Source organism: Phenylobacterium sp. Root700, assembly GCF_001429025.1.
Taxonomy (GTDB): Bacteria; Pseudomonadota; Alphaproteobacteria; order Caulobacterales; family Caulobacteraceae; genus Phenylobacterium.
In genome coordinates, this window is sequence record NZ_LMHT01000035.1 from 52,555 (window position 1) to 64,895 (window position 12,341).

Annotated in this window: 11 protein-coding genes; 4 read left to right on the forward strand and 7 right to left on the reverse strand. The window is 68.8% G+C overall.

Annotation, left to right across the window (positions count from 1 at the left end; translation table 11 throughout):
* Window positions 1-38 precede the first annotated feature (38 nt).
* Window positions 39-779 (reverse strand): 3-oxoacyl-[acyl-carrier-protein] reductase, encoded by a 741-nt coding sequence (gene fabG / locus ASE02_RS19975; RefSeq protein WP_056736725.1) that lies wholly within the window; start codon window positions 777-779, stop codon window positions 39-41.
* Between the two features lie 2 nt (window positions 780-781).
* Window positions 782-1,726 (reverse strand): ACP S-malonyltransferase, encoded by a 945-nt coding sequence (gene fabD, locus ASE02_RS19980; RefSeq protein WP_056736727.1) that lies wholly within the window; start codon window positions 1,724-1,726, stop codon window positions 782-784.
* Window positions 1,727-1,820: 94 nt separating this feature from the next.
* On the opposite strand from fabD, the gene ASE02_RS19985 reads away from it, so the two are divergent.
* Entirely contained in the window at window positions 1,821-2,909 is a 1,089-nt protein-coding gene (locus ASE02_RS19985) for a zinc-binding dehydrogenase (protein WP_056736729.1), read from the forward strand.
* A gap of 4 nt (window positions 2,910-2,913) precedes the next feature.
* Complete coding sequence (locus ASE02_RS19990; RefSeq protein ID WP_056736730.1) at window positions 2,914-3,837, forward strand: aminoglycoside phosphotransferase family protein; 924 nt, start codon at window positions 2,914-2,916, stop codon at window positions 3,835-3,837.
* Here ASE02_RS19990 and ASE02_RS19995 read toward each other — a convergent pair.
* Genes ASE02_RS19995 through ASE02_RS20005 form a run of 3 tightly spaced genes read right to left on the reverse strand, consistent with a single transcriptional unit; the run spans window position 3,834 to window position 8,156 of the window.
* The gene (locus ASE02_RS19995) at window positions 3,834-4,928 is read right to left on the reverse strand and encodes a lipocalin-like domain-containing protein (protein WP_056736732.1); all 1,095 of its coding nucleotides are present in this window, start codon (window positions 4,926-4,928) and stop codon (window positions 3,834-3,836) included. The genes ASE02_RS19990 and ASE02_RS19995 overlap by 4 nt on opposite strands.
* A complete protein-coding gene (locus tag ASE02_RS20000; RefSeq protein WP_056736734.1) occupies window positions 4,928-7,480 on the reverse strand; it encodes an FtsX-like permease family protein in 2,553 nt (850 codons plus the stop codon). Before ASE02_RS20000 ends, ASE02_RS19995 begins: the two co-directional genes overlap by 1 nt.
* Window positions 7,470-8,156, reverse strand: a complete 687-nt coding sequence (locus ASE02_RS20005; protein ID WP_056736736.1) for an ABC transporter ATP-binding protein — start codon at window positions 8,154-8,156, stop codon at window positions 7,470-7,472. Before ASE02_RS20005 ends, ASE02_RS20000 begins: the two co-directional genes overlap by 11 nt.
* A gap of 121 nt (window positions 8,157-8,277) precedes the next feature.
* Between ASE02_RS20005 and ASE02_RS20010 the strand changes: the two genes are divergently transcribed.
* The gene (locus tag ASE02_RS20010) at window positions 8,278-8,874 is read left to right on the forward strand and encodes a hypothetical protein (RefSeq protein WP_056736738.1); all 597 of its coding nucleotides are present in this window, start codon (window positions 8,278-8,280) and stop codon (window positions 8,872-8,874) included.
* Window positions 8,875-8,922: 48 nt separating this feature from the next.
* Here ASE02_RS20010 and ASE02_RS20015 read toward each other — a convergent pair whose 3' ends face one another.
* The gene (locus ASE02_RS20015; protein WP_056736740.1) at window positions 8,923-9,708 is read right to left on the reverse strand and encodes an acyl-CoA thioesterase domain-containing protein; all 786 of its coding nucleotides are present in this window, start codon (window positions 9,706-9,708) and stop codon (window positions 8,923-8,925) included.
* 34 nt (window positions 9,709-9,742) lie between these two features.
* Entirely contained in the window at window positions 9,743-10,153 is a 411-nt protein-coding gene (locus tag ASE02_RS20020) for a globin (protein WP_056736742.1), read from the reverse strand.
* Between the two features lie 122 nt (window positions 10,154-10,275).
* Here ASE02_RS20020 and ASE02_RS20025 point away from each other — a divergent pair, with 122 nt between their 5' ends.
* Window positions 10,276-12,339 carry a prolyl oligopeptidase family protein gene (locus ASE02_RS20025; RefSeq protein WP_235536772.1) on the forward strand — a complete coding sequence of 688 codons (2,064 nt, stop codon included), beginning with the start codon at window positions 10,276-10,278 and terminating at the stop codon, window positions 12,337-12,339.
* Window positions 12,340-12,341 lie beyond the last annotated feature (2 nt).

Below are 12,341 nucleotides of genomic sequence, written 5' to 3' on the forward strand. Positions count from 1 at the left end.
GGCGACGTAGCATGTTCGCCACGGCCACGCCAGCGGGCTCAGATCATCGCCATGCCGCCATTCACATGCAGGGTTTGGCCCGTCATGTAACCAGCTTCATGGCTTGCCAGGTAGACGCAGGCCGCCGCCACGTCCCCGCCGGAGCCGAGACGGCCAGCCGGGATCGTACCTAGGATCTGCGCCTTCTGAGCCTCGTTCAGAGCCTCGGTCATCGGGCTCTCGATAAAGCCGGGCGCCACGCAATTTACGGTGATGCCACGGGTCGCGACCTCCTGGGCCAGGGCCTTGGAGAAGCCGATCATGCCCGCCTTGGACGCCGCATAATTGGCCTGACCCGGGTTCCCCATCACGCCCACCACCGAAGTGATGCCGATGATTCGGCCCGAGCGACGCTTCATCATGCCGCGCATCGCCGCGCGGCTGAGTCGGAAATAGCTCTCCAGATTGACCTTCAGGACAGCGTCCCAGTCCTCATCCTTCATCCGCATCAGCAGGCCGTCGCGGGTGATTCCGGCGTTCGCCACCAGGATATCGAGGCCAGCGCCGGCCGCTTCCTCGGCGCGGGCGACCAAACCATCCACAGATTCGGCGTCCGACAGGTTGGCCGCCACCGCCGAAGTGCGCTCGCCCAGCACCTGGGCCAGGTCCTGCAGGGCCGCCTCGCGGGTGCCCGACAGCACCACATGGGCGCCGGCCGCGTGCAGGGCCTTGGCGATCTCGCCGCCAATGCCGCCGGTCGCGCCGGTGACCAGCGCCGTCTTTCCGGTCAGGTCGAACATGTTCAGAGTCCCTTCGCGAAGGCTTCGAGGTCGGCGGGGGTGTTCAGCGGGGTCGCCTCGGTGTCCGGAGCGATACGCTTGGCCATGCCCGACAGCACCTTGCCGGCGCCGGCTTCGGCGAAGCGGGTCACCCCGCCCTCGCCCGCCAGCCAGATCATGCTCTCACGCCAGCGGACGCGGCCCGTGACCTGCTCCACCAGCAGACGGCGGATCTCTTCCGGGTCCAGGGTCGGACGGGCGGTGACGTTGGCGACCAGCGGCGCGCGCGGCGCCAGGATGCTCGCGCTGGACAGAGCCTGCGCCATCTCGTCGGCCGCCGGCTGCATCAACGGGCAGTGGAAGGGCGCTGAGACGTTCAGGGGGATGGCGCGCGCGCCAAGCTCCTTGGCCTTCTCGATGGCGAGGTCGACCGCGGCCTTGTCGCCGGAGATCACCACGTTGCCGTTGTTGTTGTCGTTGGCGACGACGCAGACGCCGACCGCCGAACCGGCTTCAGCCGCGGCCTCAGCCAGGGCGACGTCGGTCTTGGGGCCGATCAGCGAGGCCATGGCGCCGGCGCCCACCGGGACGGCGCGCTGCATCGCCTGGCCGCGCAGCTTCAGCAGCCGGGCGGTGTCCGCCAGGCTGATGGCGCCGCAGGCCGCCAGGGCCGAATATTCGCCGAGCGAGTGACCAGCCACGAAGGCGGCCCGCTCGATCCCGACGCCGAACTCCTTCTCCAGGGTCCGGGTCACGGCCAGCGACACGGCCATCAAGGCCGGCTGGGCGTTTTCCGTCAGGGTCAGCTGGTCTTCCGGCCCTTCGCGCATCAGCGCGAACAGCTTCTGGCCCAAAGCGTCGTCGACTTCTTGGAACACTTCGCGCGCCGAGGCGAAGGCCTCCGCGAGATCAGCGCCCATGCCGACAGCTTGGCTGCCCTGACCGGGAAATAGAAAGGCGAGGCTCATTGCGCGTCTCCCACGCACTTACGATTCCGAGCCGGGAGGGTTAGGGGATATGCCAAGCCCCGGCAAGGCGGGCGATGAGGAACGGGAGCGAGCAATGCGCGCGGTCATTCGGCGGAACAAGCAGTTGGTCTGCGACGAAGTCCAGGACCTGAAACCCGATCAGGGCCAGGTTCTGGTCCGGACGCTGGCCTGCGGTATCTGCGGCTCGGACCTCCACGCTCTCCACCACATGGAGCACATGATCGACCTGACCAGTCGCGCCAACGGCGGCATGACCAACGGCTTCGATCCCACCGCCGACACCGTGTTCGGCCACGAATTCTGCGCCGAGATCCTCGACCACGGTCCAGGCGCGCTGAAGACCCTGAAGGCCGGGACCCGGGTCGTTTCGATCCCCGCCACCCTCACCCCGGTCGGCGGCGTCGAGATGCTCGGCTTTTCCAACAACCTGCCGGGCGGTTTCGCCGAGCAGATGATCCTGTCGGAAGCGCTGTTGCTCGAAGTGCCGAACGGCTTGCCGACCGACAAGGCCGCGCTGACCGAACCCTTCGCTGTCGGCGCCCACGCGGTCGCCAAGGCGCGGCTCGATCCCAACAGCGTCGCCCTGGTGGTCGGCTGTGGCCCCGTGGGCCTGGCGGTGATCGCCGGCCTGAAGGCGCGCGGTCACGGCCCGGTCATCGCCGCCGACTTCTCCCCCCGCCGCCGCGCCGCCGCCGAGTTGATGGGCGCCGATGTGGTCATCGATCCGGCTGTGGAAAACCCACACGCCCGTTGGGAAGGCTTCGGCGTTCCAACCGCCCGCGCGGCCCAGAACATGGTCCGCATGATGGGTGGCTCCTTCGGCCGTCCCGTGGTCTTCGAATGCGTCGGCAGGCCCGGCGTGGTCCAGAGTCTGATCGAGGCCTCGCCGGCCGGTTCGCAGATCGTCGTGGCCGGGGTCTGCATGGAGACCGACCGCATCGAGCCCGCCATCGCGATCACCAAGGAAATCGAGCTCACCTTCGTGTTCGGCTACACGCCCGAGGAGTTCGCCCAGACCCTGCATGACATCGCCCAAGGCGTGATCGACGTCAGCGGCGTGGTCACCGGCACGGTGGGTCTCGACGGCGTCGCCCAGGCGTTCAAGGACTTGGGCGACCCCGAAGCCCACGTGAAGATCCTGGTCGAGCCCGGCCTGCGCTAACGGCGTGACCCGGCTCCAGATCCCGGAGATCGTGCGGACCCGGGCCATGCTGCGCGGCGACGAGGGCCTCGCCTGGCTCGACGGGCTTCCCGCCACGGCGGCCGGCCTGGCGCATGACTGGGATTTGGAGCTCGGGCCGGTCCTGGCCGGCGGCACCGACGCCCTGGTGGCGGCCTGCCGCACGCGGGGCGGCCAGGACGTGGTGCTGAAGATCGTCATGCCGGGCCTCGTTCCCGGCAATGACCAGCTCCGCGCCCTGCTGGCCTTCAAGGGCCGCGGCTATGTCGAGGTCCTGCGGCACGACGCGGCTCGCAACGCGATGTTGCTGGAACGGCTAGGCGCCCCGCTCAGCGAACTCGGCCTGCCGATCGCCGGCCAGATCGAGGTCATCTGCGCCACCTTGCGCCAGGCCTGGGCAAACCCTCCCGACGACCACGGCTTCACCACTGGGGCGGAGAAGGCCGAAAGCCTGGCGACCTTCATCACCGACCTCTGGCGAGACCTTGGAGGCTCCTGCTCGCAGCGGACCGTCGACCTCGCCCTCGACTTCGCCGATCGCCGCCGCCTCGCCTTCGACCCCGCCGCCTGCGTACTGGCGCACGGCGACGCCCACGCCGCCAACACCCTGGCCGTCCCTGGCCATGACGGGCGCTTCAAGTTCATCGATCCCGACGGCCTGTTCATCGAGCCAGCCTACGACCTCGCCATCCCCATGCGCGACTGGGGCGCCGAACTGCTGGCCGGTGATCCGGTTCTGCTGGGCCAGGGCCGATGCGATCAACTGGCGCGACTGACAGGCGTTGAGCCGGTGCCGATCTGGCAATGGGGCTTCATCGAGCGCGTCTCGACCGGGCTGCTGCTTCTGCAACTGGGCCAGACCAGCCTCGCGGAAGAATATCTCACCGTGGCCGAGGCCTGGGCGGCCTAGAGCTTCATCGGGCTGACATAGCCGGTCAGTTCCAGATAGCCACGGCCGCCCTGGGTGGAGACCGCCCCTTCCCAATAGATCGGCCCGCCGGCCGCGCGGCTGTCGAGTTCCTGGTCATCGAACAGCGGCTTCAGGTCCCAACGACGCTCGCCCTGCGGCAGGCGGATGCTGAGTGAGCGCTCGACCGGATAGCGCCCGCCGGTCCGGGGCGAACGCCAGATCCGTTCGGCGCCGAAGCGCACCATGTCCGGCGTGAAGCGGGTCACGACGCCGTCAGGGCGGCGCAGCGATCCACCTGCCCACAACGCCTTGCCCGCCGCGTCGCGCACCTGGAAGGCCATCAGCGCCCCACCGTCGTCGAGGTTCAGGCCCACCCAGTCCCAGCCCACGGCCTTGGGGTCGAGCAGGGTCGAGGACCATTCGCGGTCCAGCCACGCCGTTCCCTTCACCGCCAACGCCTTGCCGCCGCGCGTCACCGTTCCGGAAACCTGGAGCTGGGGGATGCTGTAGTAGCGGCTGGCCTGATGAGCCTGCGGCCCCTTGCGGCTATATCCGCCCTCCCCCTGCGCCAGAATCGACTGGGTGGGTTGGAAGGTCAGATCCAGCAGGAAGGCCTTGCCCCCGACCTTGGCGACGAAGCGCCCGTCGTCCGCTCGCCGGAAGCGCCAGTCGTCGATGACGATGTCGGCGTCCTGCGTCGAAGCCTCGGCAAGCCCGAACCCGGCCCGCGCCGCGCGCTGGTCGTGCAACAGCTTCCCGACCTTGGGATCGGAGAGCGCGGCGTGGGCGAAGAGGATTTGCTTGGGCGCGAAGGCGCTGGGATTGGCCTGATCCACCGCCGGGCGCGAGCGGAAGAAGGTGACCTGGAAACCGATCTTCTGGCCATCGCCCGCATCGAGCCAGCCGGTGACGTACCACCACTCGGTCCGAAACTCCGGATGGGCGCCATGATCGGCCGGGAACCGCAGGGCAACGCCCGGACGCACGGCCGGACGCACGGTCGGATAGGCCGGGAGCTGCGCTTTCGGCTGCGTCGCCGCCGGACTGGCCAGGACCAGCAGCGTCGCCAGGATCGCCAGGAACCGCGCCATCACCAATCCTCTCGCACGGCGCGCACAGCGTCCGCCGACAACGCCCGACGTCCGGCCAGCAGCGCCGTCCCCGCCGCCGCGACGACGAGGCCCCCCGCCACGCTGGACAGCAGGCCCCAGGGCAATTTCGTCTCCATGGTCCAGTGGAAGGACTGCGGATTGACCACGTGGATCAGCACCTGGCTCATGATCAGCCCCAGCCCGATCCCGGCGACAACGCCGACCGCGCCCAACAAGGCGCCTTCCGTGACCAGCATGGCGATGATCTGCCCTCGCCGGACGCCCAGATGGCGCAACATGCCAAACTCCTTGGTCCGGGCGAGCGTCTGGGCCGAGACGGTCGCGGCGACACCGGCCAGGCCAACCAGGATCGAGATCGCCTCCAGGCCGTAGGTGACCGCGAAACTGCGGTCGAAGATCCGCAGGGCGAAAGCCCGCAGGGTCCGAGGTTCGGCGAAGGTCACGCGCGAGGCGATGTCGGCCGGCAGCCGGGCGCGCAGCGCCTGGGTGACCTCGCTCGCCGAGCGGCCTTCCATCAGGTCGATGGAGCCCTCCGTGCGCCAACCATCGCCCGTCAGGCGCGTATAGTCGGCGTCGTCCAGCGCCACCGCGCCATGCTGGCGCGCATAGTCGCGCCAGACTCCGGCCACGAAAAACGACTTGGCCCCGTCGATGGGCAGGACAATCCGCTGGCCGGGACGCCAGCCATAGAGCCACGCGGCCGGCTCGGAGACCCAGACCGGGACCTCGCCGGGCGGTGGTGTGAGCGCCCCGCCGATCATCGGCTGGCCGCCGTCGGCGCGAGGTCCGACCATTGGGCGGACCAGCACCGCCAGCGGCGGCTGGTCCGCGGCCAGGGTCAGGTTGGTGGTCTTGAGGAAGACCAACCGCGCCACGCCCGGCGCCCCGGCGAGCGCCGCCTGCGTCGCCGGATCGAAACCGCCGCCCGATCCAGCGGCCTCGACGCGCATATAGAGATCGGCCGGCAGCAGCTGTTGCAGCCAGTCGTCGACCGACCCTCGGAAGCTGGAGACCATGACCGCCATGGCGACCATCAGGCTGGTGCTGGCTACGATGCCGCACAGCGCCACGGCGGCCTGGGACGGCGCGCCCCACAGCCGCTTGAAGGCCAGGTCGACGGCGACCCAACCCAGGCTCAACCGGTGGATCGGCGCGAGCAGCACCCGCGCCAGCCACGGCATGGCTGCGACGCCTCCAGCCAGCAGCAGCGCCATCGAGCCGTAGCCCAGCAGCGGGATGCCGCCGATGGCGGGCGCGAAGGCCGCCGCGCCGCCCACCGACAGCAGGACCAGGGCCGGCCAAATCCGTGGCGAGACCCTGGGGTCGACGGCGTCGCCGGTGTTCTTCAGCGCCACCGCCGGCTGGGCGCGCGAGGCCTCGCGCGCCGGCGCCAGGCTGCCGACGATGGCGGTCAGTAGGCCGAGGATCAGAAACACGGCGCCGGCGGCGGGCGAGAACACCAGTTCCGGCCGCGTGTCGCCGAAGTAGCCGCCGCCCAGATCGCCGCCGAGCAGGCGCAAGGCGCCGCTGGCCAGCCCAAAGCCAAGCGCCAGCCCGGCGATCCCGCCCACCAGGCCGACGCTGATCCCCTCGGCCAGCACCTGGCTCATCAAGGCCCGGCGTCGCACGCCCAGCACCCGCAGCAGCGCGAACTGCGGCCGCCGCCGGGCGACCGACAGCGACTGCGCCGAATAGACCAGGAAACCGCCGGTCAGCAGCGCCATCAGCGCCAGCATGTCGAGGTTCACCCGGTAGGCCCGGCTGAGGCTGTCGCTGCGCCGCGCTTCGCTTTCACGGGTCACCAATTGAGCGTCGGCCGGCAGGACGGCGGCGATGGCCTCGCGCATCCGGCCCTCGTCCACCCCCTCGGTCAGCTTGAGGTCGATCCGTTGCAGCCGGCCGATCTCGCCCAGCCGCCATTGCGCGGCGGCGATGTCGAGCACCGCGATCTTCCGGCCCTCGCCGATGCCGGAGGCCACGCCCGCGATCCTGAACGACGCCTTGCGCCCGCCCGAGGTCAGTTCGATGCGTTGGCCGAGCGCACGGCCTTCAAGGGCGGCCTCCGAGAGAAAGACCGCGTCCTCGCCAAAAGCGGCCTCGCTGGTCGGGCCGTGCGCGCCCTCCCCCTGCGCGACGACCGGCCGGCCGATCAGGCTGGGCGTCACCGCCGCCGCGCGCAGGACGTCCAATCCCAGCACGGTGATCTGCTCGCCAGGCCGTTCGGTGACGGCCTTCAGTTCGATGACCGGGCTCGCCGCGCCGACGCCCGAAAGCTGCGCCAGCCTGGGATAGAGATTCTCGTCAAACCCCGTCGGGCTGGAGGCCCGGACCTGGAGTTCGGCGTCGCCGTTGACGGTGCTGACGGCGCGGGAGAATTCACTGAGCGCCGAGGCGTTGACCAGGTGCACCGCCAGGCCCAGCGCTACGCCGATGGCGATGGCCACGCCCGCGGTCACCACGCGCATGGGATGGGCGCGCCATTCCCCCAGGATCATCCAGCGCGCGGCGAGGTTCGCCCCCTTAGCGGCCATGGCGTTCCACGAGACCGGAGCGAGACAAGGTCAGGGTCCGGTCGGCGACCGCGGCGGCGACCTGCGAATGCGTAACCAGCACCGCCGCCGCGCCCGAGCGCCTGACCTGATCGGCGAAGATCTCCAGGACCCGCGTCGCGGTCTCGGGATCGAGGTTGCCCGTGGGCTCGTCAGCCAGCAGCAACGCGGGCCGATGCACCAGAGCGCGCGCAATGGCCACCCGCTGCAGCTCCCCGCCCGAGAGCTGTCGCGGGTAGTCCTGCGCCCGGCCGCTCAGCCCCACCGCCTCCATCATCTCCCGCGCCCGCTCAAGCGCTTCGGCCCCAGGCGCCCGTTGCAGCACCAGCGGCAGCGCCACGTTCTGGCCAAGGGTCAGGTGCGGCAGGATGTGGAAGGCCTGGAACACGAACCCGATGCGGTCGCGGCGCAGGTCGGTCCGCGCGTCGTCGTCCAGCATCGCCAGATCGGCGCCGTCGATGGCGATGGTTCCGGCGTCCGCCTGATCCAGCCCCGCGATGAGGTTCAAGAACGTCGACTTCCCGACGCCCGATTCCCCCATGATCGCCACGAACTCCCCGGCCTTCAGGTTGAGTTCGAGCCCCTCGAACAGCACCCGGCCGCCAGGAACCGATTTCGTCAGGGTCGTGATGTTCAAGACAGGAGGCGCTGGAGACATGGCTCCATCCTAGCGGGGCGCCGGTCGCATAGTCACCGCTGTTGGTCGACGGGTGATTGAACCGGCACGGCCTGGCTGACTTCGCTGCCGCACGCCGTTCACAGCACCGAAATCCATCACCATGATCCGCAAGCTCACCCTGGCTCTCGCCATCCTGCCGTTGCTGGCCAGCCCGGCCGGCGCTCAAGCCTGGCTTGAGGGCCTTGCACGTTCCGCCGTCGAAGGCGTGGCGCGCGAAGCTGTCGGCCGCGCGGTCTCGGGCGCCGCGCAGCCTGCGAGCACGCCTGGCGCCGCTCCGGCCCCATCAAAGGCGACAGCCAAGACCTCGGAGATCGTTAGACCCTCCGATCTCCCCAAACCGGCCGGCGCCGCGGAAAAGAAGCAGGCCTATGAGGATTTCAGCCGCTACTCCTGTTCCGACTGCGAGGGCGGTCGCGGCTACGACGCCTGGGCGCGGCAGATCCTTGGCCAGACCGGCTGGAACAAATGGGAAAGCAAGGTCGGCGCGCTCGCGGTCGGCGAAACCCTGACCTGGCAGGGCGTGAAGGCCAACGGCGTGCTGAAGGTCGTCAGCGAAGATCCGGTCGGCGGCTTCCCCTGCAAGCAGATCCACTATCGGCTGATCAAGGGCGCCGCGAGCGCCGAGCGCGACGGCCTGTTCTGTTTCGGCCGATCGGGGCCCTATTCCGGTTCCGACACCTGGGTCGAAGTCTATTGAGGCCCGGCCGCGAGAACCTCTCGCGGCCGGGACCGAAAATGCGCCCGATCAGCGCGGCGGAGGCGGCGGCAGCCGGCGCTGGGCCAGGGCGACGCAGCTGGCCAGGCCGATGGGCCCCTGTTCGTCGTAGAGGCGGCATTCACCGACCGCCACGCCGTCATCGGCGTCGTGATAGGTGGTCTCGAAGCCGATCCACTCGTCCGCCGGCAGGCGGTGCAGGTAGAGCGTGACGTCGGAATTGATGAAACCCAGACCCTGATCGCTGACATGGGCAGCCGGGCTGGCGAAATCGCAGGCCACCGAGATCCGCTGGAACGGGGTCAGCGGGGTTCCCTCGACCACTTCGCGCACCTCGCTCATCCACACCCGGCGCTGGTCGCTCGTCGCGAAGCCGCCGCTGATCTGCCGGCTCGCCCACATGCCGCCCATCGGACGTTCCGGCGGAGGCTCGATGTCAGCGGGTTTGGGAACGTCCCAGGGGGCCGGCTTCCAGATCGCGCCCTCGGGGTTCTCGGTGCGCTTCAGGAACTGACAGGTCGCACGCCCCATGCTGACGCCGCCGGAAATGAACTCGGCGTCGACGACACGGATGCGGTTGCCCTCGCGGACGACCTTGGTCGTCACCTCGACGGGATCGAAGCCGGGCAGCTTGTACATATCGACTGTCAGGCGCGCCGGCAGGAATTCCGGGTCGCCATGTTTCTGTTCAAGCTCGAAGCCGAGAAGGCCGATGATCACCCGTCCATGCAGGGATTTCGGATTCCAGGGACCACGGCAGGCGGGGGTTGGGACGAAATATTGACCGTCCCGTTTGAAAAAAGGTTCGTTTGTCATGGCGCGGGACCATGACGGATTCCCGCTCGGCGAACTAGGCTGCGGGTTCGCGCATGATCAGGGCGTCCAGATTGGCCAGCATATGGTCCCAGGCCGCCTGCACCTTGGGCGTCCAGGCCTCGCCCAGCAGCTCGCGCACCGTTTCCATCACCGTGCCGAAGAAGGTCGCGAACACGCGCGGCGGCACGCCCAGATTTTCGTGATTCACGATCTCGGCGCGCACCATATTGCCCCCGTAGGACGACGAACCGGCGAAATCGAGCAGGGTCTCGAACACTACCGACAACATCTCGCCGCGTGCCGCGCCGGTCTTGTCGTTGATGAAAAGCTCCGCCATTTCAGGGGATTGAGAGAACAACCTCCGATATACCGCCTCAGTGGGATCGCCGTGCCGCTCGGCCACTTCGGCGAGACTCCAGGCGATCAGGTCAACTTCGTCGCTCATGGTTTGCACCTCTAGGTCAGCCCTGACTAAGTTCGAGCTTAGCGAAATTGTCCCTTGAGGTAGCCCCATTCATGCGCGTCTCGTTCCTTGGAAAATTGGCTGTGGGCGCCATGTTGAGCGGCATGACCGCATTTCCCGCCGCCGCCCTGCCCGATTCGAACGATCCGTACGTCTACATGGAGGAGATCGAGGGCCCCCGCGCCATGGCCTTCGCCGTGGCCGAGAACGCCCGCTCGCTGCCGCAGCTGCAAAACGATCCGCGCTACGCCGGGCTCTATGACCAGGCGCTGGCCATCGCCACCGCCAAGGACCGCATCACCGCGGTCGGGTTCGCGGGCGACGGAACCCTGCGCAATTTTTGGCAGGACGCCGAACATGTGCGCGGGATCCTGAGGTCCACGACACTCGAGAGCTATCGCACCGGCAAGCCGCAATGGCGCACGATCCTGGACATCGACGCCCTGGCCAAGGCCGAGGGCAAGAACTGGGTCTGGAAGGAAGCCGACTGCCTGGCGCCCGACGACCGGTTCTGCCTGCTCTCGCTGTCGGACGGCGGCAAGGACGCCGTAGAGGTTCGCGAGTTCGACATCCAGACCGGGCAGTTCGTGAAAGGCGGCTTCGCCCTGCCCGAGGGCAAGCACCGCTTCACCTGGGTCGACGCCGACACCCTGGCCGTCGCCACCGAATGGACCAAGGGCGAGGTCACGACCTCCGGCTATCCCTATGTCATCAAGCTGCTGAAGCGCGGTCAGGCGCTGGCTGACGCCGTCGAGGTGTTCCGCGGCAAGGCCGACGACGGCGGCTATGGCGTTTCGCCCTTCGCCCTGCGCGACGCCGACGGCAAGCTCCAGGCGCTGATCGCCCACCGGCCGCTCGACACCTTCAACGCCGAGCATCACCTGATCGGCCCGGCTGGCGCGACCCGGCTGCCGATCCCCCTGCGCTCCTCGATCCAGGGCCTGATCGACGGCCAGATGATCCTCACCCTGGAGGAGGACTGGACCGCCAGAGACGGCAAGTCCGGCGACCTGCTGGCCATGGACCTGGCGGGCCTCAAGACCGACGCCGCGACGGTGAAGCCGGTCCTGGTGCTCCGCCCGACCGCAAGCCAGGCGGTCGAACAGGTCGCCACCACCCGCAACCGGCTGATCGTGGCGCTCTATGACAACGTGAAGGGCGGCGTGGTCAGCTTCCAGCACGGGCCGCGGGGCTGGACGTCCACCAAGCTCGACCTGCCCCAGGACGTGTCGGTCGGAGTCGCCTCGGCGTCCGATCGCGACGACCGGCTGATCCTGCAGATTTCAGGCTTCCTCACGCCCTCGACCCAGGTCCTGGCGGACGCCGCGTCGGGCGCAACCGAGACATTGCGAACCCTGCCCGCCCGCTTCGACGCCTCGAAAGAAGTGGTCGAGCAGCATTGGGCGGTCTCGAAGGACGGGACCAAGGTCCCCTATTTCCTGGTGCGTCCGAAGGACCTCAAGTTCGACGGCGCCGCGCCGACCCTGCTCTACGCCTATGGCGGCTTCCAGGTGTCGCTGACGCCGGCCTACGCCGCCACGGTTGGCAAGCTGTGGCTGGAGCGCGGCGGGGTCTACGCCATCGCCAATATCCGCGGCGGCGGCGAATTCGGCCCGCGCTGGCACGAGGCCGGCCTGAAGCTGAACCGCCAGCGGGTCTATGACGACTTCTTCGCGGTCTCCCAGGACCTGATCGCGCGCAAGATCACCAGCCCGAACAAGCTGGGCATCATGGGCGGCTCGAACGGCGGGCTGCTGATGGGCGTGGCGCTCACTCAGCGGCCGGAGCTCTACAAGGCCGTGGTCATCCAGGTGCCCCTGTTCGACATGATCGGCTACACCCACATCGGGGCGGGCGCGTCGTGGGTCGGCGAATACGGCGACCCGGCGATCCCGGCCGAGCGCGCGGTGATCGACACCTATTCGCCCTACCAGAATCTGGCCAAGGGCCAGCCCTATCCGCGGGTGTTCCTGGAAACCTCGACCAAGGACGACCGGGTCCACCCGGCCCACGCCCGCAAGGCCGCGGCCCGGCTGAAGGAGCTGGGCTACGACTACCTCTATTACGAGAACATCGACGGCGGTCACGCCGCGGCGGCCAACCTCAACGAAACCGCCAAGCGCCAGGCGCTGGAATACACCTATCTCATCCAGCAGTTGATGGACTGAGG